This is a genomic window from Nocardia sputi (assembly GCF_023501985.1).
This window is the reverse complement of record NZ_JAMFLC010000052.1, coordinates 1-21,634: the sequence shown is the minus strand read 5'-3', so window position 1 is coordinate 21,634 and position 21,634 is coordinate 1. Positions and strand designations below refer to the sequence as shown.

Genomic DNA, 21,634 nt, shown 5'->3' with positions numbered 1-21,634 from the left:
GAGCGGGCACTCCCCCGGGGGGGCGGGCCGCCCGGGTAGTCGGGCGGCGGTGGCGGTGACAGCGGTGGCGACGGCGGTGGGGGCGGCGGGGGGTGCGGCGGTTGCGGGGGGTGCGGTGGATGAGTTTTCCGGGCCCCTGCCGCCGCATTCGCTCGGCATCGGTTGGAGGTCCGAAATCTGCGGAGTGATAGCCGCATTGGAGGGGCTCGGGTTCTGCGAGGTCATCGCCGAATCGTTGCCCAGGGACGCCCGGCGCGCCGGGCAGGTCACCGTCCCCGAGGAACTCGCGGCGTTGCGCGCGCGAGGCGTCGCCGTCGTGCCGCACGGCATCTCGCTGTCCCTGGGCAGCGCGGAACCGGTGGCGGGCCACCGCGTCGAGCACTTGGCGGCCTGCGCGGCGGCCGTCGCCGCCCCGCTGGTGAGTGAGCACGTCGCTTTCGTCCGCGCGGGTGGCCTGGAAGCCGGCCACCTGCTCCCCGTACCGCGCACCCGGGAAGCACTCGACGCGCTCACCCGCAACATCGCCCGCACCCGCGCCGCTCTCGACGTTCCGCTCGCGGTGGAGAACATCGCAACGCTGTTCGACTGGCCCGACGACGAATACACCGAAGCGGAATTCTTGTGTGAACTGGTCGAACGCAGCGGTGTGCTGCTGTTGCTGGATCTCGCCAATGTCTACGCCAACGCTCGCAACCGGGATCGCGACCCCCTCACGGAGCTGATGCGCCTGCCCGCCGAACGCGTGGCCTACTGCCATGTCGCGGGCGGTCACGAATCCGGCGGCCGCTACCACGACACCCACACCGACCCGCTTCCGGCCGAGGTTCTGGCGCTGATCGCGGCATTCACCGCGACTCGGCCGACGCCGATGATGCTGGAGCGCGACGGCAACTATCCGCCCGCGTCCGAGTTGCTCGACGAACTGGACGCCATCGCGGCCGCCGCCGCCCGTGCGCCGATCACCGGCCACGCCAGGGGGGTACTGGCGTGAGCACCGCCTCCGGAGCGACACAGCCACCCGGCGACGCGACTCTGGCCGAACGGCAAGCAGCGCTGGTCCGGGCGCTGGTCACGGGAGCCCCGGTACCCGCGGGATTCGATGGCGACGCCGTCGGCGCGGCAGCGGACGCCCTACTGTTCAAGCGGGCCGGCGAGGTAGCGCGTCGTTTCCCGCTGCTGGTGTACGCGTGCGACGGAGACTTCACCGCACGCTTCACAGCATGGGCTCGGGAACACCCGAAGACAACGACCCTTGCTGACGCGGCCGCCTTCGCTGCTGCCGCCGGAATCAATGGATTCGCCGCATCGAGCCGCCCGGGAAAGCGGCGCTGGTTTCGCCGACGTTGATCCTCGACCCGCTCAGCGCTGGATACGGCTTCCTCACGGATGGTGGGCTTCGACGCGCATCGCGGAGTCGGCGGCCTCACGACGCTCCTCCAGCCACACGCTGACCGCCACCGTCGCGTACGCCGCCACGGTCGCCGTCCCCGGCAGCATGAGCATCAGCATGAGAAACGAAAGCATCGACGACACAAGCCCTCCCGGACCACGCGATGGAAACTGTCACACCGGTGCGCCGCGCTGCGTCACCGTCACGCCGGACATACCCACGATCGGCTTTCCAATCTCGACTGAACCGACGAGTAGGTGTGATAGATATCACTCGACAATCGCCGGTGGTGTTCGCCCCGGCAAACGGACAATGCGTCGCCGCCCGAGGGTGCGTTCGCGGCGTGGTAGACCGGTGACCATGCGGTTGCTCATCATTTCCGATACGCACGTGCCCAAGCGTGCGCGGGATCTTCCGGAGCCACTGTGGCGCGCAGTGGACGCGGTCGACGTGACCGTGCACGCGGGCGACTGGGTGGATATCACGTTGCTGGACCAGCTGGAAGCGCGCAGCAAACGCCTCATCGGCGTTTACGGCAACAACGACGGCCCCCGGTTGCGTGCACGGCTGCCCGAGATAGCTCGTGCCGAGCTCGAGGGGGTCCGGCTGGCCGTGGTGCACGAGACCGGACCCGCCACGGGCCGGGAGGAACGCTGCGCCCGCGAATTCCCGGACACCGACGTGCTCGTCTTCGGGCACAGCCACATCCCCTGGGACAGCGTCACCGAGACCGGATTGCGCTTGCTCAACCCCGGCTCACCGACCGATCGCCGCCGACAGCCGGAACACACGTATCTGACCGCACGCGTACGGTCGGGCCGGCTGAGCGAGGTGACACTGCATACCCTCCCGAAACGTTGACCCACCGGAAACCGGCGCCGAGGTCAGTCGCCGAAACCGTGGCCGTCGTCGCCGGAACGGGAGGCCGCCAGCGCCAGAGGGCGGTCGCCGTCGGCGGAGCCGGTGATCGCGGTGGAGATCTTCGGCAGCGCGTGTGGATGGTGGTGGCCGAGCCAGTCGAGCATTTCCTCGCGGACCGCGCAGCGCAGGTTCCACGCGTCGTCGGCGTTGGCCGCCGACATGGTCGCGCGCACCACGATATTGGTCGGCGTGGTGTCGGTGACCTGCAGGCCCCAGTCACGACGGTCCCAGTCCGCACGCTCGCGCAGGTACTCTCCCAGATGCTCACGCAGCAGCGGCACCGGCGTGCTGTGATCGAGATACAGGAAGACCGTGCCGGTGATCTCCGAGCCGCCGCGCGACCAGTTCTCGTACGGCTTGTTGTTGAAGTAGGAGACGGGCATGGTCAGCCTCCGGTCGTCCCAGATCCGCACGGTCAGGAATGCGAGCGTGATTTCCTCGACGATGCCCCACTCCCCCTCGACGACGACGGTGTCGCCGATCTTGACCGAATCACCGAAGGCGATCTGCAACCCGGCGATCAGATTGCTCAGAGTCGACTGCGCGGCGACGCCCGCGATGATTCCGATCACCCCCGCCGAGGCCAGCAACGAGGTGCCCAGCGTCCGCAGCGTCGGGAACAGCAGCAGCATCACCACGGCGGCGGTCGTGACCACCAGGACCGATGTGATGATGCGCCGCACCAGGCCGAGCTGCGTGCGCAACTGCCGCACCCGCGTGACCTGCTGAGTACGCCGGGCGTAGGAGCGCAGCATGTTCTCCGCGACGGCGTCCGCCGCCCGGATGACGACCCACGCCGCCGCTATCGTCGCCGCGGACGCCAAGATGGTGCGAACCATCGTGTCCTGGCGTAAATCGAGGTGCGCCAGTGGATAGGTGGCATGCAAAGCCAGCGAGCCCAGCAACACCTGCACGGGCAATTGCACCCGGCGCAAGAGCGTGGGCAGTTGGTTACCCGGGCTTCTGCGCGCGCTGTAACGCAGCAGTCGATCGATCAGCAGGCCTGCCGTGACGGTGATCGCGACTGTACCGAGCACGACGATGAGCGGCCGTAGTACTTCCTCCAAGAGTCGAACTCCTTCTCGTCGTCCACCCGATCCGGCTGTGCTGCCGCCGATCTCGCCGATGGGCAGCACAGCGCGAGCGAACCTCGAGCATTCGGTGGCGCTCGTTCACCGGACGGATGAGCGGAATCGGCTTGGTTGCGGCGCCGAGGGCGGTGTCCCTACAGCAGAGCCAGTGCGATGCTCAGCACCGTCAATACCAAGACCCATGCCGCGACGGTCCATTCGACGGGGCCCTCTGTGCTGGGATAACCCCTGTCACTGCGTCGGACGGCGCGATACTGCGAGCGCGAGGCCGAGATGGACATGACATCCTCCTTCGGTCGGTTGCGTCACTGAGGCGCATACCCGCTTTCGTCGCCGATCGTCGCCACCCCACTGTGGCGAAAAACACTGCCGTGCTGCGCAGCTCAGTGCCGGTGGGAGTGGCTGCGGTATTGCAGGTCGTCGAGGGAAAGGGGTGGAAGGTAGCGGCTCACCAGTTCGCGGTGCCACCATGCCCGGGTGCGAGCCAGTTCCCGGGGTGTGGTGAACCGGTACAGACACAGTTGCGCGCGGATGAAACGCGGTGCGGTCGTAGGGAACGGGTTGTGCCGTAGCAGGCGCAGTGTGTCCGGGTCGTTTTCCAGCAGTCGGGCGAGGAACGGGCCCAGCCACGGCTGCGCGTACCGTGGCGAGGCGGCGGCGAACCACATGAGCCAGTCCAGCCGCAGGTGGTATGGGGCCCATTGGCGTGGGAGCCGCCGTGGATCACCTGGTTTGCCTTTGAACTCGTACTCCCTCCACTGCGTCCGGTCGGTGACGGTGGCCTCGTCGGTGCCCTCGATGACCACCTCGAGGCGGGTACGGCCGATGGTGCCGAACGCGCCATAGGTGTTGACCAGGTGATAGGGATCGAACGACCGGTTCATGGCCTGGTGGCTGGAGATCAGGTTGCGCACGGGCCGGTAGCTCAGGATCGCCACCAGCGCGGTGAACGCGATGACCAGTCCCACGAACCACGGCGGCGGTTCCGGCAGTGGCGGCGGGGTGGGCACCGGTAACACCGCCGCAGCCGCGGACTGACTGATGGCGCCGCACGCGAGAAGGATCGTGATCCAGTTCAGCCAGGCGAAATTGCCCGACAGCACCAGCCACAGCTGGGTGATGACCACGACGACGGCGGCGATGCTCGCCACCGGCTGCGGTGCGAACAAACCGAAGGGCACGACCAGCTGCGCGACGTGGTTTCCCGCCACCTCGGCTCGATGCAGCGGCTTGGGCAGGTGATGGAAGAACCAGCTCAGCGGCCCCGGCATCGGTTGTGTCTCGTGGTGGTAGTACAGGCAGGTCAGATCGCGCCAGCACGGATCACCGCGCAGCTTGATCAGCCCGGCGCCGAACTCCACGCGGAACAGCAGCCAGCGGGCGAGCCACAAGACCAGAACGGGCGGCGCGGTGCGGTCGTTACCGAGGAAGATGACGAGAAACCCGCATTCCAGCAGCAGCGACTCCCAGCCGAAGGCATACCACTCCTGTCCGACGTTGACGATCGACAGGTAGAGAACCCACAACGTCGCCCACAGGAACATGGCCGCCCACAACGGCAGCAGGTCGGCCCCACCGGCGACCAGCGCCGCGGACAGTGCCGCACCGAACCAGCAAACAGCGGCGAAGAAGCGATCGGAATAGTGGAAGTGGAAAATGCTCGGCGTCTGCCGGAAGGACCGCCGGGCCAGCCACCGCGGCGCCGGCAGCATGCCGTGGGCACCGATGAGCGCCCGAAATTGCCGGGCCGCCACCAGGAACCCGATCAGATAGACGGCCGCCACGCCGCGGGTCAGCACCTGCCTGCTCAACCAGTATTCGGACGCGGTGAACCACTCCATGCCCGCAACTCCTCCGACCACGGACGGTTGCTACCCACCTCGCCGCATACCCAGCTCGGCAGCGGGAAAACCAGAGGCCGGACGACGCCGCAGGCCCTCCATCGGGTAGCGGCTGTGCTTGCGCGGGTTGTGTTCCGCGGCCGCTTCCTCGTCTCGCAGGAGCCCGAGCGCGTGCTGTATCTCCAGCCGGGTACGGGACGGTTCGATGACGGCGTCGATGTATCCGCGTTCGGCCGCGACCACGGGGTGGCGACGGTGGCGTTGTACTGGTCGATCATGAACTCCCGCACGGCCGCGCGCTGTTCTTCCGGCACCTGGAGCAACTGGCGGTGACCGGCGATGTCCACCGCGCTCTCCGCGCCGATCACCGCGATGCGGGCGGTGGGCCAGGCCAGGCTGTTGTCGGCGACTGGGCAGCTCACAACGCGCGGCCGGTCGCGTCGGCACAATGCCCTACGGATCGGCTCCGGGATCGCTCGGGCAATCCCCCGTCGACCGCGTACGGACGTGTCACCGGGCCCTGGAAGGATGCGGCGCATGAGTTTCACCGGGGACGATGTCCGAACCTTCGCGCTGTCGCTGCCCGAGACGTCCGAACAGTTCACGTGGGGAATGCCGATATTTCGGGTGGCAGGCAAACTGTTCCTCACCCTCCCGGAGGGAGAGACCTCGATGGCGGTCCGTTGCCCCATCATCGACCGCGACGAACTAGTCCTCGCCGAACCGGAGAAATTCTGGATCGCGGCCCACGAAGCCAACAACGCCTGGGTGCGGGCGCGCCTGACCGTCCTCGATGATCGCGACGAACTGGAAGCCATCGTGCTCGACTCCTGGCGGCAGGCCGCCCCACGGCACCTCCTCGACGACGCCGGATAAGTTGTGAACTAGTAGTGCATACCAATGGTGTGTACCATTGGTACATGCCGCTGCCCCGCTTCCATCGCCTCCCCCCTGAACGCCAACGCGCCATCATCGACGCCGCGAAGGCCGAATTCGCACATCACGGCCCGGACGCGGCGTCGTACAACACGATCATCGCCAACGCGGGCATCTCGAAGAGTTCCGCCTATCAGTACTTCGACGGAAAGGACGACATACTCGCGTTGGTGTTGTCCGACGTCTCCGACCGGCTGCGGAGACAATTGGGCGCCTGGGTGGCCGCGGAGACCGCCGAGGAGTTCTGGGCCCGCCTGCGCGAGACCTCGGCCGGCCTCATCGCCTTCCTGCGGGACAGCCCACAGGATCTGGCGCTCGCCGATGCCGCCGTCACCCGGACGCCGGTGGGAGACGAACACTCCTGGCTCGCCGACGTGATCGGCAATGGCCTCGCTCTCGGCGTCATCCGTGCCGACATCGACCGCGGGCTGCTCACCGCGGCGTCCGCCGCCGTCCTGCGCGCCGGCGACCACTGGGCGCTCACCGGCGGAGACGATCCCGATCAGATCTTCAGCCTGCTGGCCGGACTGTGGGGGCCCGGTCATGCGCGGTGATCTGCAGGCGGATTGGTCGATTCCGGCAACACGGCCCGGGTGGGCCGGGCGCTTGGAGCGATTCATGGGGCCGGGAAAGACGCGAGCGGAATCGGCTGTCGAAGGCATCGGCGGTGTCCTGTGCGTACTGCTGATCGCCATCTACTGCCTGCCGATGATCTCCGGCCGCGGCGTCGTGGAGGTCGTGGCGCTGGTCGTCGTCGCCTGCGACCTCGTCGGCGGCGTACTGACCAACGCGACGAACTCCGCGAAACGCTGGTACCACCGCACCCGCTCATCGCGAGGCCGGTTGACGTTCGTCGGGGTGCATGTGGCGCATCTCGCGGTAGTCGCATTCCTGCTGCTCGGCGAACCGGCCTGGTTCGCCGCCAACACCCTGTTGCTGCTCGGGGCGGCACTGGCGATCGAATCCGCGCCTGTCGAATTGCGCCGCCCGGTCGCCATGGCCGCCTATATGGCGGTGTTGCTGATCAACTTGATCGCGTTTCCCGTACCGGCGCTGTTGGCCTGGTTCATCCCCCTGTTCTCGCTCAAATTGCTGATCTGTCACCTGATCCCGGAGGTTCCCGTTGGATCCCGCACTCGTCCTCAGCCGAGCGTTTGACGCCGAACCCGGCATGGCCTGGATCGCGGGCGACCGCGGACGACACTGGTTCGCCGCCACCGCACGCTTGCCCCATCTGGTCACCCGCACCGCACCGGGCGCAGCCGCGCTGCTCAGCCCGCCCGGCGCCACACCGGACGCGGCCGCGCGGTCGGCTTGGACCATGCACGTCCTGTTCCACTGCGGCCCCGCAGCGATCCATCGCACACTCCGCTACACCCGGGAGGCGGAGCGCCGCAAGCCGTCCGATGCCTGGACCCTCGAATTCATCGGCGCCGAGCACCCCGGGCATGGCGCCGGGCGCCGCCTCCTCGCTCTCATCGTCGACGAATTCGAGGACCTATGGCTCACCACCGCCGACCCGGACAATGTTCCCCTCTACCGGCGCTTCGGATTCTCCGTGACAGATCACTGGACCTTGGGCGCCCTCGAAATCCACGCACTGCACCGCGTCAGGTAGAAACGCCGGCCTCAGCGTGCGCGACGGCGGCGCGGCCGGGGTACGAGTTTCAGTCCGAACAGCAGGTCCGTGTTACGCACCGGGTTCGGCTGTTCGGACATGCGGAGAAGTCCGGCTTGCCGGATCCAGCTGTGGTGCCAGTGGTACAGGTCCGGGAGGGTCACCTCGCATGCCGCGGCGAGCCTGCGGAGGCGGAAGCCCGCTCCGCCGATAGCCCCGGTGAACAGCTTGCTGTTGGGTGTGGGGCGTGATTCCTGGTAGGCCCGCGCTTCGTAGAGCACAGGGCGCGCCGGCGGCGGTATCACCCATACGTACAGATCCGGCGCGTGGGTGTAGCCGATCGGGCCGTTGAAGATCAGCGCGTCGGTGGTGAGCGCGACACATGGAATCGCGTTGAGTTCCATGGCTGTAGCGCCGGTGAAGAGTGCGGTGGCGATGGCGGCCGCGTCCACCGGATCGGCGGTCCGCGCGCGGATGCGGGCGATGACGTCGTGGTCGATCGGGGTGGTGGTCAGCCCGGGCCCGACCGAGTACGCCAGGTCAGGCGGCAGGTCCAGCCGCAGCCCGTGCAGTAGGAACGCCGCTTGGGCGCCGCGCAGGCGCGTAATGGTGTGTCCGCGGCCGGGGCTGTCGGCGATCAGGCCGCCGAGGAACCGGTACAGGCTCAGGATGTCGCTCCACTCGTCCACCACACCGGTCCCGCGGCCCTGATGGAAACGATTCGGCGCGTTGAGGCGGGGTTGCAGGACGGCGAGCATGTACTCGGCGAGACCGGCCCCGCGCGGGCCGATCCAGCTGCCACCGCCGTTCTGGTCCAGGTCGTGGCGGCATGGCTGCCTGGTGTGTTCGGCCAGCCATCGACAGGTCGCTCGGATTCCCTCGGTATAGACGGCGTCGATGCGCTCGAACTCCGAGGTCGGCAGGCTCCGGTAGGAGTCCGCCAGGAACGTAGTGACGTCTCCGTCGGAGATCTGCGGCAGGAGCTCGCCTCCGACCGCCTCGGTGAGCGTGATGATGCGGGACGCCCGGTGGTCGCCCTGCCGATATCCGACCAGCCGCGTGGCGGCCTCGGGAACGTCGATGCGCCTGGTCGGTGCGGAAGCGTCGCGGCGGGCGTCCAGCCACCGCCAGAGATTCGCCTCCGGCACACCCGTCCTGCGCGAGGTCGATCGCACATGCTCGGCGGAAAGTTCGTTGTGTTCGTCGAGCTGGGCCAATCTTTCCAGCTCGGACGGACGCAGCGTAGGTACGCTTGCGTCGACCACAGGTTCGACCTCCTGGATTCGGTGGACCCGCGACGCGACACAGCGGGTTCGTGATGTCACTTGCAGAGCATTCGATCACGTACCCGCCGGTAGGGCGGTGAATTCACCGGAGTTTCCGCTGTTGTCTATGTCACCGACAACTTCGTGATCTACCGAAAATTCGTTGCGTCGAATGCATTTCGCCTAGTCATGGCCGCTGTCGGTAGTAGCGACGGGAACACGTGAGGATATCGACATCCCGGAATACCTATGTGGTTCTGTCCACGGTGCTGGACACGCCATTTCGGCGCACTGAATCCCGCCGCCCGAGTCGGCGTTGTCGCGAGGACCGCGAGCCGATCCGGCGCACGCCATGACCACCAAGCCGATACCGGCCCACTGAGCCGCCCCCATTTCCTCGCCGAGCAAGAGCAGCCCGACGCCCGCGGCCAACGCGGGCTCCAAGCTCATCATGACGCCGAACACCGCGGGAGTGATCCGGCGCAGAGCCGCCATTTCGATGGCGTGCGGCACCAGCGACGAGAGCACCGCCAAGGCCGCGGCGCCCAGCAAGAAGAGCGGATCCAGCAGCGCTACGGCATCGTTCGCGATCACCACCGGCAACGCCAGCAGCCCGCCGAGGCCCATGGCTATCGCCAATCCGTCGTGTCCGGCGGTGTGCCTGCCGACCACGGCGCTGCACGCGATATAGGCCCCCCAACCCACCCCGGCCGCCACCGCGAACAGCACACCGGCCCACGACACCGGACCGTCACTGTCGACCAGCAACAGCAGAACGCCCGCTCCGGCAACAGCCACCCATAGCGCGTCGCGCGTGCGCCGCGATCCGATCAACGCGATGGCGAGCGGGCCGACGAAATCGATCGTCACCGCCATACCCAGCGGAATGCGATCGAGTGCCGCGTAGAAACACAGGTTCATACACGTTCTCGGGGCGAACTCACCCTCTTCAGGGTGCTGAAACGACAACTGGACACCGAGGCCTTCTTGCCGGAGTTCCGGCCGAGCGGATGGGCACGATGACCGACTGCCCTTCTGCGCGGCTCTTCTCCGGGCTACCGGGTGACGGTCGAGCCGACCGGCTCGACGGCCGGCCCACCGCTCGCCCGGCCCTACCGCTGCCGCAGCTTCACAATGCGCTGCCTGCGACCGCGAACTACCGGCTGCGCCCCGTGGACTCCGCCGGGCGCATCGACGACCAGAGGTTGGTGGCTCTCATGGGCTGGCTTCCCGGCAACCGCCTGGCTTGGTCGGTCCGCGATGATCTCGCATTCCTGTCTCTCGGTGTCGAGGGCACCGCGAGGATCACGGTGCACCGGTGTCTGCGACTACCCGCCGAACTGCGTTACGCGACCGGTATCCGATCCGGCGATCGGATTCTGCTCGCGCCCGATCCCGCGCACGGAGTCCTCGTGCTCTTCTCGCCGAGGGCTCTGCACGATATGGCGCAGCGCCGCATCATCGAGGCACCGGGCGGTGATCTGTGACAGCCGATCGCACCACCCGCCAAGCGAATCTGGAAGCTGCGGCACTGTTGCTGGAGCGGCTGGGCCTCACCACCGATGACCTTCAGGACTTGTCGACCGTCTCGAGAGCTGAGCGTGTCGTAGCCGGATGGAGAACGGTCACGGCGCGAGTACGGCTGCGCAGGGCAGGTGGTTCGTCGACCCGATACTGCCCGGCCAGAGTCGACTCAATCCGAGAAACGTGGCGACGTTGAGGCGGACCCTGAGAAGAGATCCGTCCTCCACCTCACCATAAGGCCGGATTCCGAAAGGGTGACGTCAGGTTCCCGTTGCGGAGACTTATCTCGGTCGATCTCGTAACGCGTTTGCCGCCAATGCCTTTGAGTTCAGCCATCTATCCTGGTCTTATTCTCCTTTACACGCGCTACTTGAACCACCACTGCACGAAAAGGAGAATCGCTAGCACGACGAGTATCAGGCTGAGGAGTCTCCACAGCCAGCAGCGATCGACGTTGGCGCCCTCACCATCGATGACAGCTGGCGGCCGGCGGCCTGCCCGATCGCCACGGATGGGCCATCCGAGCCGGGCGGACACGGCTGAGGATCCGGGCGACCTCTGGGGCCCGGACGATCCCCCGTACATGGGGCTGGGCACGGACGCGGAAGTTGCCTTGAACAGCGGTGATGGCAGGGTGCGGGCTGTGGCTGGGTGCTGTTGGGCGTGGGTGAGCAGTTCTCTCTGCTGGGGGTGCCGTTAAGGATCGTGTCAGGAGCGGCAACGAAGCTGATTGACCAGGTCAGAAGGCGGTTGAGGATGGCGCGCCTGGTGCATGAAGGCGAAGGCGACGGGATGTCATCGGTGGGCGGTGGGGCCGAGTGGTCGCTCGGCTCCACCCGTGTTGCCGTGTTGTTCCACCCGGACGATGTCGGGTTGGTGTTCGCCGCTGCAGGGGCTCACGGGCCGCTTGGGCGGGGGCAAGAAGGGACCTTCGCCAGGCATGCCGAGATCACTGGAAACAACGGGCTGATCTTGAGTGAAGGCGCTTACTGGAGGAGGCAGCGGCGCACGCTTCAGCCAGGCATGCATCCGCAGTGGATCGAAAGCTATGCCAAAGTCATCAGCAGCTTCTCGGAGGAGGCCGTGCTGGGCTGGGATTTCGACCAAACGCGGGATGTGCAGCGGGACATGGAACAACTCGTGGACCGGATCGCTATGAAGACGCTGCTGGGGACGGACCTGGGCGACGAGATGGCCGAAAGGCTCAAACACGCAAGCGACCGAATGTTGATGTTCAACATGCTCGAATACGCGCTCGGCTCGAAACTCCCGGTATGGGTGCCGACACCGTTGCGGCACTGGCTCAAAGACGCTTCGAATCGCACGGATCGGCTCATCATGGCAGCTGTGGAGCAACGGCTGGCCGAACGCGAAATGCAAGCGGCTAGAAGTGGGCAGGACATGCTCGACATGCTCTTGGACGCTCGTGACGACGATGGGCAGCCTCTCACGGACCTACAGTTGCGCGACGAGATCTACACCTTGTATCTCGCAGGCTACGAAACGACGGCCAACACGTTGGGGATCGCGTTGACGCTCCTGAGCCGACGCCCGGATTTGCAACAGCGGCTGGTTGACGAGGTCGAACGCGCTACAGTTGCAAGAAGTAGAAGATGTCCGTCGCCCGAGAATCCTCGAACTCGGCGCAGGGCACGGCGGATTATCACGCGCACTGCTCGAACAGCATCCCGACGTAGAGGTGACCGTCACCGATATTGATGCTGCATCGGTAGACGACATGGTCGCAAGCGATCTCGGATCGCATCCTCGTGCAGTCGTGCGCGTCGAAGACGCGACCTCGATCAACGCACCAGATCAAACCTACGACCTCGTCGTATTCGCCCAATCGTTCCATCATCTGCCGCCGAGGGCGGCTTCCGCCACGATCACCGAAGCAACCCGAGTCGGCAAGAAATTCCTCATCATCGACTTGCTCCGCCGTACACCAATTGCACAGCCTCTGCGCCTGCCGCTGTTCGCCGCGCTCATCCTCCTCGCACAGGGCTACCCGACCGCGCACGACTGGCTCATCAGCGAACTTCGCGCCTACAGCCCGTCCGCGCTATTGGCGCTGGCCTCACACGCCCGAACAGACATCACCACACACTTCCGCAGGGATCGAATCCATCAAGTGGCCGTCATGTCCCGTGTAGAGGTTCCGGACGGGTCGGGGGCCGGTATTCGGGTAGTCGGTGTCAGAGGTGAGTGAACCGGCGGTTCGAGCAATGATCAGGACCTGTGGATGACGGGAAGGAACACACCTTCCCGGATGATCTATCAGTCAGAAGTCCTGATCATGCTGGCGCGCCAACGCCGGTGGTGGAGCGTGTCTCGCGGCTACCGCCGCGGCCATGGCAGGTGGGCGAACTGACCAGCCTCATCGGCCCCGGCGCTTCCCGCACCCACTGACCAGCAGCTACGCCATACCCGCCCGAAATTGGGCCGATACTACGGCGACCCCGATACCGAACTCTGGGTCGCGGAGAGGAGGACGGTCGGCAGGCAGAGACAGCACTGCGACAACGCGTGTAAGCAGGAATTACCGACGGTCAGACATCCGATTTCGTCAACTTCCCGATCGGCAGATCTAGAACTGCTACGCCGCGGGTCCCCGGGCACGGGGGTTGGCCATCACCTACCGCGCCGGAGTCGTCCTGGCCCTGATAGTCGAATGGCTCAAGTCATTGGGAGACACAACCCAGCGCAGGACATGAAAGGCCCGTTCGCACAACGAGATAGAAGTCTCAACGCTCATCGTGTCACGGACTACTCGCCCGACCGCCGGCCATGGCGACGCGGCGGGATCCGTGTCGGCCCGGAAGCTGGGAGACCTTCATCAGACACCCGCGCGTACTGCGCGAGGCTACTGACCGACGTATGCCCGGACAGCTTCATCAGCACCGGCGTGGACTCACTTCCGGCCTGCATGTAAGGAGGCAGGCACCGATCGAACGGGCCCTGATCGAGCGTCCATCTTTCACCCGTCCTGGGTGAGGACATGTGATTCGTGCCCATGGAAGTCTCTGCCAGACAGGTCGCAGTTTCTTCGAGCGGAGATGTGCGAATGCCAGAGTCCGTCCATGATCGTCAGCATTCCGACGACGCGTTCGAATCCACATCGCATACGAAGGCTGTGAGCGGTGACGACCTCTCGCCCCTCGACCGAGTTCGCCGCGGCTCGGTCCCGGCGGTGCGGATCGTGTCCGTAACCGGTGGCCGGGAGCCGATTTCGGCCCCTGATGGTTCATGGAGCACGCGGCGAGGGGAAAGCAGCCGCCCGGTTCCCCGGTTTTCGGCTGCCTCTGGCATGCCCATCGATGTCCGCTCCGCGACTCACGAGTCCGACGAGAGGCGAAACAATGAGAGCTTTTGTCATGAAGGAAATCGGTTCCGTGGGATTCACCGAAAAGCCGGTCCCGGAACCGGGCCCGTACGACGCGATTGTGCGCACGACCACCGCGCTGATCTGCACGTCCGACTCGCATACGGTAAGCGGGGGTATCGGTCCCAGGACGAACCTGACGCTGGGGCACGAAGCCGTGGGGGTGGTGGACATAATTGGTAGCGAGGTCAGGTACATCCGGCCGGGAGACCGCGTCGTGGCTGGTGCGATTACTCCCGATTGGGGTGATTCCGCTTCCCAGAACGGGTTCCCGTCGCAGTCGGGCGGCCCACTGGGCGGTTTCAAGTTCGCCAACTCCAAAGATGGTGTGTTCGCCGACTATTTTCACGTCAACGACGCCGATGCCAATCTCGCGAAGATCCCGGAGAACATTCCCGACGATCAAGCCGTTTATTGCTCGGACATGTTGTCGACCGGATTCATGGGGGCCGAGAAGGGCAATATTCCGATCGGTGGAACCGTTGCCGTATTGGCGCAGGGACCGGTAGGACTGATGGCGACGGTCGGTGCGCGACTGTGTGGCGCAGGTCTCGTCATCGGCGTGGAATCGGTTCCGGATCGGCAAGAATTGGCTCGCACGTACGGCGCGGACGAGATAATCGATTTCACGCGTGAGGACGTCATGGCGGGGGTGCTGGAGCTGACCGGCGGCGAAGGTGTCGACACCGCAATCGAGGCACTCGGCGCGGACGCTACGTTCCGGACGGCGGTGAAGATCACCAAACCCGGTGGCACTGTCTCCAACGTAGGGTATTTCGGTGACGGTGAGTTCGTGCACATCCCCCGGGTCGAATGGGGAGTCGGCATGGCGGACAAGACGATCGCGACAGGGCTCTGTCCAGGTGGCAGGCTGCGCATGGAGCGACTACTGCGAGTGCTGCAAGGCCAGCGGGTCGACCCGTCACATATGACGACACATGAATTCTCCTTCGAGGATATGGAGCAAGCATTCGAGATTTCGGACAAGAAACTCGATGATGTCGTCAAGGTATTGATCAGGTTCTAGATTCCGACCGTGGTTGCTTTATCAGCGGAAGCGAGGCGGCATGCTCGATACCGATCCACCTTTCCGGCCGATCCGCAAACTCGACGGGTATCTCCGTCTGGAGGACTACGGCCTGATCGGAGATGGCGCGACGGCCGCTCTCGTAGGCGTGGACGGTTCGATTTCCTGGATGTGTCTGCCGCGGTTCGATGCCGAGCCGCTCTTCTGTGGTTTGCTCGATCACGCGCAGGGCGGATATTTCACGGTCGCGCCGCTGGGCCTGACGGAAGCTCGCCAGCGTTATCAGCACGACACCGGCGTGTTGGAAACCGAGTTACGGTGCCCGACCGGAGTGGTCCGGCTGACCGATGCGATGGTTCTGCGCTCTGGCGCCGATCTGACCGATGACGCCGCCGCCGATCGTGCGGAACTCGTTCGCTCCGCTGTCGTCGTCGCCGGACATGTGCGGCTGAATGTGGATGTTTCGCCTCGCGGCGGCGCGCACACGCGGGCGGTGTCGAGCGGACTCGAGGTGCGGGTGACTTCCCGGCCGGGCCTTCGGCTGCACCTGCGTTCGAATCGTGCGCTGACCGACCTGCGCAGCACGCACGACCTCGAACAAGGGGATCGGTTGGATCTCGTGCTGTCCTGGGGCCGGTTCCACCGTCACCACCGCTTCGATGCCACGTCGATGCTGCGCGATACCGCCGCAGCGTGGCGGTCGTGGATAGACGGATGCGTGTACCACGGTCCGCAGCAGCCGCTGGTGCGCCGCGCCGCGATCACGCTCAAGCTGTGTGATCACTGGGTCAACGGCTCTGTAGTCGCGGCTCCGACGTCGTCGGTGCCGGCGCCGATCGGTGGCGTCCGGAATTGGGACTACCGATACGTATGGATCCGCGACGCGGCATACGCGGTCTTCGCGTTGCGCCGTATCGGCTTTCGCGGTGAAGCCGACGCATTCCTCGGTTGGGTGCTGGATGCGTTCGAACGCAGCGGTCAGCCACGGATCGTGTACGACCTCGACGGTGACCCCGTGCCCGACGAGATGCGCGACAGCGGCCTGGAAGGCTACCGGAAGTCCGGCCCTGTGCGATGGGGCAACGGCGCAGCCGACCAACGCCAGCACGACGTCTACGGCGAAATCCTCGATTGCGCCGATCAATGGCTACGCGCCGGCGGTGAACTCCAGCCGGTGCTCTGGTCGAATCTGGCCGGGTTGGCCGAATCGGCCGGACGATCGTGGCTTACACCCGACCAGGGCATTTGGGAGGTACGCAACGAAGGTCGGGTGTTCACCTACTCGGCCGGAATGTGCCACGTCGCTTTGGATCGAGCCGCGTCGATCGGGCAGCGACTCGGCCTGCCCGGTCCCATAGAACAATGGCGCGCCGAGGCTGCCCGCGTCCGCGCATCCATCCTGAAGCAATCCTGGGACGAGGAGGCCAAGACATTGAGCGCCTACCTCGACGGCGGCGGAGCCGTCGATGCGAGCCTGCTCGCTCTGCCATTGCGTCAGGTGATTGCGGCCGACCATCCACGCATGGCGGCGACCACCGCCGCCATCGCCGATCGTCTCGATGCCGGAGGCGGATTGTTGTACCGCTACCTGCACGAGGAATCGCCCGATGGTATCCCCGGCAGTGAGGGAGCCTTCGTCCTGTGCAGCTTCTGGCTGGTCGACAACCTCACCCTGCAAGGCCGGCTCGAGGAGGCCCAGCAGCTGTACGCCTCACTTTGTTCGCGCGCGAGCACATTGGGCCTGTTCTCCGAACAGATCGATCCGTCGACCGGCGAGTTCATGGGAAATTTCCCGCAAGCGTTCAGCCATATCGGCGTCATCGCCAGTGGCGTGAACCTCGCACGCGCGACGGCGGGCGCGACAGCATGATCACACGACTCGTCATCTTCGGCGGCACCGGTGACCTGTCCGGACGCTACCTCCTGCCCGGATTGGCCGCCTTACGGGCTGCCGGTCGGCTCGACGATCGCTTCCGCCTCGTGTGCGCGGATCTCAAAGACTGGGACGACGCGCAATTCCAGAAATGGACAGCCGCTCAACTCGACCGCCACGCCGACGAGGTGCCGGCCGGGGCAAGACACACGATCACGGCCGCGGCTCGGTACCGGCAAGCGGACATCACCGATCCAGCTACAGTCGCGTCTGCCATCACCGGCGACGGCCCCGTCGCTGTCTATCTGGCGCTGGCCCCGGCGTTGTTCCCCATTGCGGTAGAGACCCTTCATCGTGTGGGCCTGCCCCACGGCAGCAAGATCGTGCTGGAGAAGCCATTCGGTGAGGACCTCGCGAGTGCGGTGGAACTCAATCGACTGCTGTCGGACCTGGTGCCCGAAGACGCCATCTTCCGGGTGGATCACTTCCTCGCGATCACCACGGTGCAGAACCTCCTCGGCAGCAGACTGGCCAACCGCGTGCTCGAACCGATCTGGAACAGCGCGCATATCGCCAAAGTGGAGATCATCTGGGAGGAAACCCTCACCCTCGAAGGCAGGGCCGGCTACTACGACAACGTGGGCGCACTCGAGGACATGGTGCAAAATCACCTCTTGCAACTGCTGTGCCTCGTCGCCATGGAACCCCCGATCACGCTGTCCGAGCGCGACCTGCGCGACCGCAAGGTCGACGTGCTGCGATCGGTGCGGCCGCTCGATGAGGACGTTCCTCGTCTTTCCCGCCGTGCCCGCTACTCGGCAGGCACGATCGGGGATCGCCGCGTCCCGTCCTACACCGACGAGGACGGCGTAGACCCGCGACGGTGCACCGAAACCTTCGCCGAGATCGAGCTCACACTCGACAGTTGGCGATGGTCGGGCACAAGGTTCGTGCTGCGCAGCGGAAAAGCACTCGCAGCCGACCGGAAAGAGGTCGCCATCCACTTCCGCCCGGTGCCTCACCTGCCCTTCGGCCGGCACGGAACCGCACTGCCCAATGTGCTGCGATTCGGGCTCGATCCGGAAACCCTCACTCTCGCACTGACAGCCATCGGCAGCAGTGTGGACACACTGGCGCCGCTCACCATGAGCGCACGAATCCAGCCTCCCGACCTTCCCGCCTACGGAAGGCTGATCCTGGATGTGCTCAACGGGAATCCAGCACTGTCCATCCGCGCCGACGAGGCCGAAGAAGCATGGCGCGTCCTGACTCCGGTCATCTCGGCTTGGTCGCGCGACCTCGTTCCCCTCGAGAGCTACCCCGCGGGCTCACCAGGCCCGGACCACCGTCGCAGCCCAGAGCGTGAAGCTTCGCGACGCGACCGGTAGGAAACCATGACAACCGACCAACCGCGCTCCCCCTGCGTCGTCGTCATCGGCGTCTCGGGTTCCGGCAAAACCACCACAGCGCGGCTGCTGGCCGCCCAGCTCGGCACTCCGTTCGCGGACGCAGACGACTTCCACCCGCCTACCAACATCGCCAAAATGCGCTCCGAGATTCCCCTGGACGACACCGATCGCGAGCCCTGGCTCGACGCCATCGGCCGCTGGCTGCACGACCGTGGCACAGAAGGCCACGGCGGTGTGATCGCGTGCTCCGCCCTCAAGCGGCGCTACCGCGACACCCTACGAGCCGCCGCACCACGGACCTTCTTCCTGCTCCTCACCGCCGACCGCGAACTGCTGATCGAGCGGATCACCGGCCGCCACGACCATTACATGCCCGCAGCCCTACTCGATTCGCAGCTGGCAACGCTGGAACCGCTGCAACCCGGAGAGCCGGGCACTACCGTCCGAGCCGACGCACCCCCCGAGGCCATCGCACGATACGCGGCCGACCTCATCCGGAAGTCCCACGACCAATCCGGCCACGAAAAATACGGCCACGAAAAATTCGGCAATGATCAACCATGAAGCTCGACAAGTGCCGGGTGGGTGAGCTGCCGCTGGCACCGATCTTCGAGTGGCAAGCGGCGGGTTGATCGGGGACGGTGTAGTGCTCACGATGTACCTTTCGTCGGGTCGGCTGGCGTGGCGGGGGCGGGATCACGTTGTGACTGGACTGGATTACTCCGTGTTGCCGGTCGCCTCGAACTGCTGGCTGCCACCAGTCGGTGCCGACGTGCGTGCACCTTCGGCGGGAGATGGTCAACTCGTCGAGCAGGCAGCGCAGTAGCCGGAACCACACCCCGGCGTGCACGGTGCGGGCCGGGCAGTTCCACCCGGCTGGTGGTCAGGGCCTGGTAGGTGTTGCCGTCCATCGCCGTGATCTCCTCGTTTGCGGCCATCGGCCGGAACCGGAGGGTGGACCCTGCGTTCGAGGTGGCAGCCAAGCGTTTGTCACAGGTGATAAGGAGCCGCGTCTCTCGTTGTGGCACAATGCATTTTGTGTTTCGGTCGGGTAACGGCAACTCTGCGGCAATGGTGATGTCGCAGGTCGACGCGAGCGTTTCCTCGGCTCGCCAGCGCGTGCGCGCTGCTGCCCGGCTGATGCGAACCGAGGGCCTGCCCCGCCAGCGTCATTTGATCGGACGACTAGGGCCTCGCAAACCTCCCTCGGTGTTCTTGCGACTCCCTGGGGCTGGTATCGGTGTGGTGCGCGAAGCTTTGTTGGCTGGGTAGCGAAGTGAAATCTCATGCGAAGGTGTTTGGCGCTGTGGGCTTTTGAGAGGTGATTGCCTGACTCCTTTGTTCCGGAACCCGGTTGCGTTTGCGTGACCGTGCGATGACCGCTGGCTCCGGTGCGTCGAAGGTCGTGCGATGGCCTCGGGTATGCCCAACGGTGGACGAGTAGCCGTTGGGATCGGAAGTGAGTAGGAGGCGGTTATGGGTACACACAGGTCTAAGGAACGCACCTCGCTGGCGGAGGTTCTTCGGCACGGCGACCCAGAGTTTCACAGTCAGCTGCAGAAGATCCTGACCAAGCCGGACTTCCGTGTCACCGAGGACATGAGCCAGGTGCAGCGGCGGCAGAACGCGTACGACCAGCTGGAAGACCTGGTCAACGAGATCGGTGCCCGCGATGTCGCTACCGATCTGCCCAAGTTGTTCGCGGTGTTCGACCGAACCGCAGTACTCACGCCGGACCTGATCCCGCTTATCTCCGGCCACTACAATCTGGCGTCGGGCAGCCTGGCCACCCTGACCGACCTCGACGCCGCGAAGCCGTACCTCAAGGACCTGGATGACGGCACCAGCGTCGGTGTCATGCTGCTGACCGAGTACGGGTGCGGCTCCAACATCGGCTTCATGCAAACCACTGCGAGCTGGGATGGCGAGGGGTTCGTGATCAATACCCCACATCCGCTGGCGCGAAAGTTCATGCCAAGTCTCGGTATTCCGGTCGCTAGGGTCTGCGTCATCGGTGCGCGGCTCATCGACGCGGAGGGCGTTGATCAGGGCGTGCACCTGTTCACCGCGAGGCTGCGCGACGCCAACGGCGACCCGGCTCCGGGCGTCACGATCACCCAGCTCGGCCGTCAGCAGCTGGTTGTCATGGACAACGCAGTCATCAGCTTCGACAATCTTCGAGTCGAGCGCAGTGCCTGGCTGAGCAACAACCTGGCGACCATCGACCGCAACGGAGTGCTGACCTGGGCTGACGAGAACAGCCGGAAGCGGGCATTCGCCTCGGCGATCAGCCAACTGACCGTCGGCCGTCTCGCTCTGTCGTCATGTCTCAACGCCACAGCCCGCGCCTCGCTCTACATCGCGCTCCGCTACGCCTGCAAGCGGCGCGTGCCGCTGACGCCGAACGCCAAACCACTCATGGTCGACATCCCGCATGTGAAAGACACCCTGCTCACCGCACTCGCCGGCACCGTCGCCCGCACCATCTACGGTAACGCGGTCAAAACCTTCCTCGCAGACGCCGATCTCACCAAACGCGGCACCGTCGTGGCGGTCATGGCGGCCAAATACTTCATCCAAGAGCATGCCTTGGCCACAGTCACCGACTGCCGCCTGAAAATGGCTGCGCAAGGAATGTTCAGCGACAACCGGGTCGCCGACTACATCGGAATCTGCCATGCCGCCATCACAGGCGAGGGCGACACCAAAGTGCTGGGCAGCGTGGGCGGGCGCGTACTGGCCAAAGAACTCGGCCGCACACCGTCACCCGAACCGACGCTGCACGATCCCGCCGACCCCACAGACCGCGCGCGCTTGCTCCGCGCACGCACGCTGACGATCGCACAAGAAGCGCAACCGCTGCTGAGCGACCCAGCACTGGAAGCTCGACTAGATGTCATCCCGGATACACTCGAACTCGCGCAGGCCTACTGCGCCGAACAAGCCCTGCAGTTGCTCGATGAACTCGCCGCAGTCCATCCCGAGATCGCGGCCGTACGTGACGTCTTCGCACTGGACCAGATCAATCAGCATGATTCGTGGTATCTCACCCACGGTCTCCTCGACATCGCTGCTGTCAAGACCGTAAAGCAGCATGGCCGCAGAGGGCTGCTTTTCCAGGCGATCGACAATCTCGGCGCCCACCTGCCCGCACTACTGGACGCCTTCGACTTCGACGACGAAACCCTCGGCGCACCGGTACTGTCCGACGATCTACCCACAGCGTGGGACTCCCGCATGCACGACCAACACCATCACTGACATTCCAAGGCAAGCCCCGTGGTGGGGGCCCCGCCGGGGGCCCCCCACGCGGGGGGGGGAGAACACGGGGGGGGTGTGGTGGTTGTGGCGCAGCCC

General features: G+C 65.6%; 21 protein-coding genes and 1 pseudogene. 15 read left to right on the top strand and 7 right to left on the bottom strand.

The genetic code is table 11. From position 1 onward, the window contains the following. Positions 1-136: 136 nt before the first annotated feature. Complete coding sequence (locus tag M8859_RS36255) at positions 137-991, top strand: MbnB/TglH/ChrH family RiPP precursor modification enzyme (protein ID WP_159925908.1); 855 nt, start codon at positions 137-139, stop codon at positions 989-991. After that, the gene (locus M8859_RS36250) at positions 988-1,347 is read left to right on the top strand and encodes an SCO6045 C-terminal-like domain-containing protein (protein ID WP_195139315.1); all 360 of its coding nucleotides are present in this window, start codon (positions 988-990) and stop codon (positions 1,345-1,347) included. The genes M8859_RS36255 and M8859_RS36250 overlap by 4 nt, the downstream gene beginning before the upstream one ends. A gap of 33 nt (positions 1,348-1,380) precedes the next feature. On the opposite strand, the gene M8859_RS36245 is transcribed toward M8859_RS36250, so the two are convergent. Continuing rightward, positions 1,381-1,533, bottom strand: a complete 153-nt coding sequence (locus M8859_RS36245) for a hypothetical protein (RefSeq protein ID WP_249645637.1) — start codon at positions 1,531-1,533, stop codon at positions 1,381-1,383. A gap of 217 nt (positions 1,534-1,750) precedes the next feature. Here M8859_RS36245 and M8859_RS36240 point away from each other — a divergent pair, with 217 nt between their 5' ends. Beyond that, positions 1,751-2,251 (top strand): metallophosphoesterase family protein, encoded by a 501-nt coding sequence (locus M8859_RS36240; RefSeq protein ID WP_249645640.1) that lies wholly within the window; start codon positions 1,751-1,753, stop codon positions 2,249-2,251. A 23-nt stretch (positions 2,252-2,274) separates the two neighbouring features. Here the strand turns inward: M8859_RS36240 and M8859_RS36235 are convergent, their stop codons facing one another. The 4 genes and pseudogenes from M8859_RS36235 to M8859_RS36220 all read right to left on the bottom strand — a co-directional run. After that, positions 2,275-3,378 carry a mechanosensitive ion channel family protein gene (locus M8859_RS36235; RefSeq protein WP_159925736.1) on the bottom strand — a complete coding sequence of 368 codons (1,104 nt, stop codon included), beginning with the start codon at positions 3,376-3,378 and terminating at the stop codon, positions 2,275-2,277. Positions 3,379-3,536: 158 nt separating this feature from the next. Beyond that, a complete protein-coding gene (locus tag M8859_RS36230; RefSeq protein ID WP_159925738.1) occupies positions 3,537-3,683 on the bottom strand; it encodes a hypothetical protein in 147 nt (48 codons plus the stop codon). A 102-nt stretch (positions 3,684-3,785) separates the two neighbouring features. After that, the gene (locus M8859_RS36225; RefSeq protein WP_195071946.1) at positions 3,786-5,243 is read right to left on the bottom strand and encodes a lipase maturation factor family protein; all 1,458 of its coding nucleotides are present in this window, start codon (positions 5,241-5,243) and stop codon (positions 3,786-3,788) included. Positions 5,244-5,342: 99 nt separating this feature from the next. Next, a pseudogene (locus tag M8859_RS36220) lies at positions 5,343-5,650 on the bottom strand (carboxyl transferase domain-containing protein); the annotation flags it as partial. 130 nt (positions 5,651-5,780) lie between these two features. On the opposite strand from M8859_RS36220, the gene M8859_RS36215 reads away from it, so the two are divergent. From M8859_RS36215 to M8859_RS36200, 4 genes are read left to right on the top strand one after another with little or no spacing between them, the layout of a single operon-like run. Continuing rightward, a complete protein-coding gene (locus M8859_RS36215) occupies positions 5,781-6,119 on the top strand; it encodes an MmcQ/YjbR family DNA-binding protein (protein WP_195071947.1) in 339 nt (112 codons plus the stop codon). A 44-nt stretch (positions 6,120-6,163) separates the two neighbouring features. Then, a complete protein-coding gene (locus M8859_RS36210; RefSeq protein WP_159925746.1) occupies positions 6,164-6,733 on the top strand; it encodes a TetR/AcrR family transcriptional regulator in 570 nt (189 codons plus the stop codon). Continuing rightward, positions 6,723-7,337 carry a hypothetical protein gene (locus M8859_RS36205; protein WP_249645636.1) on the top strand — a complete coding sequence of 205 codons (615 nt, stop codon included), beginning with the start codon at positions 6,723-6,725 and terminating at the stop codon, positions 7,335-7,337. Before M8859_RS36210 ends, M8859_RS36205 begins: the two co-directional genes overlap by 11 nt. Beyond that, positions 7,303-7,797: a GNAT family N-acetyltransferase gene (locus M8859_RS36200; RefSeq protein WP_249645635.1), complete on the top strand. Its 495-nt coding sequence runs from the start codon at positions 7,303-7,305 to the stop codon at positions 7,795-7,797. Before M8859_RS36205 ends, M8859_RS36200 begins: the two co-directional genes overlap by 35 nt. Positions 7,798-7,808: 11 nt before the next feature. Here M8859_RS36200 and M8859_RS36195 read toward each other — a convergent pair whose 3' ends face one another. Together M8859_RS36195 and M8859_RS36190 are read right to left on the bottom strand one after the other, a co-directional pair. After that, positions 7,809-9,062, bottom strand: coding sequence for a hypothetical protein (locus M8859_RS36195; RefSeq protein WP_195071951.1), 1,254 nt, complete (start codon positions 9,060-9,062; stop codon positions 7,809-7,811). 183 nt (positions 9,063-9,245) lie between these two features. Further along, a complete protein-coding gene (locus tag M8859_RS36190; protein ID WP_195071952.1) occupies positions 9,246-9,983 on the bottom strand; it encodes an EamA family transporter in 738 nt (245 codons plus the stop codon). Between the two features lie 98 nt (positions 9,984-10,081). Here M8859_RS36190 and M8859_RS36185 point away from each other — a divergent pair, with 98 nt between their 5' ends. The 8 genes from M8859_RS36185 (at position 10,082) to M8859_RS36150 (ending at position 21,538) form a co-directional block, all read left to right on the top strand. Continuing rightward, positions 10,082-10,549 carry a hypothetical protein gene (locus tag M8859_RS36185; protein ID WP_195071953.1) on the top strand — a complete coding sequence of 156 codons (468 nt, stop codon included), beginning with the start codon at positions 10,082-10,084 and terminating at the stop codon, positions 10,547-10,549. Positions 10,550-11,249: 700 nt separating this feature from the next. Then, positions 11,250-12,305, top strand: a complete 1,056-nt coding sequence (locus tag M8859_RS36180) for a cytochrome P450 (RefSeq protein ID WP_249645634.1) — start codon at positions 11,250-11,252, stop codon at positions 12,303-12,305. After that, positions 12,217-12,795: a class I SAM-dependent methyltransferase gene (locus tag M8859_RS36175; RefSeq protein WP_249645639.1), complete on the top strand. Its 579-nt coding sequence runs from the start codon at positions 12,217-12,219 to the stop codon at positions 12,793-12,795. The genes M8859_RS36180 and M8859_RS36175 overlap by 89 nt, the downstream gene beginning before the upstream one ends. A 1,165-nt stretch (positions 12,796-13,960) precedes the next feature. After that, positions 13,961-14,995, top strand: coding sequence for an NAD(P)-dependent alcohol dehydrogenase (locus M8859_RS36170; protein ID WP_249645633.1), 1,035 nt, complete (start codon positions 13,961-13,963; stop codon positions 14,993-14,995). A gap of 40 nt (positions 14,996-15,035) precedes the next feature. Next, positions 15,036-16,865 carry a glycoside hydrolase family 15 protein gene (locus M8859_RS36165; RefSeq protein WP_249645632.1) on the top strand — a complete coding sequence of 610 codons (1,830 nt, stop codon included), beginning with the start codon at positions 15,036-15,038 and terminating at the stop codon, positions 16,863-16,865. Next, positions 16,862-18,256: a glucose-6-phosphate dehydrogenase gene (locus M8859_RS36160; protein WP_195139320.1), complete on the top strand. Its 1,395-nt coding sequence runs from the start codon at positions 16,862-16,864 to the stop codon at positions 18,254-18,256. The genes M8859_RS36165 and M8859_RS36160 overlap by 4 nt, the downstream gene beginning before the upstream one ends. 6 nt (positions 18,257-18,262) lie before the next feature. Continuing rightward, a complete protein-coding gene (locus M8859_RS36155; RefSeq protein ID WP_195139321.1) occupies positions 18,263-18,841 on the top strand; it encodes a gluconokinase in 579 nt (192 codons plus the stop codon). 1,140 nt (positions 18,842-19,981) lie between these two features. Further along, the gene (locus tag M8859_RS36150; protein WP_372492977.1) at positions 19,982-21,538 is read left to right on the top strand and encodes an acyl-CoA dehydrogenase family protein; all 1,557 of its coding nucleotides are present in this window, start codon (positions 19,982-19,984) and stop codon (positions 21,536-21,538) included. The last annotated feature ends 96 nt before the right edge of the window (positions 21,539-21,634 follow it).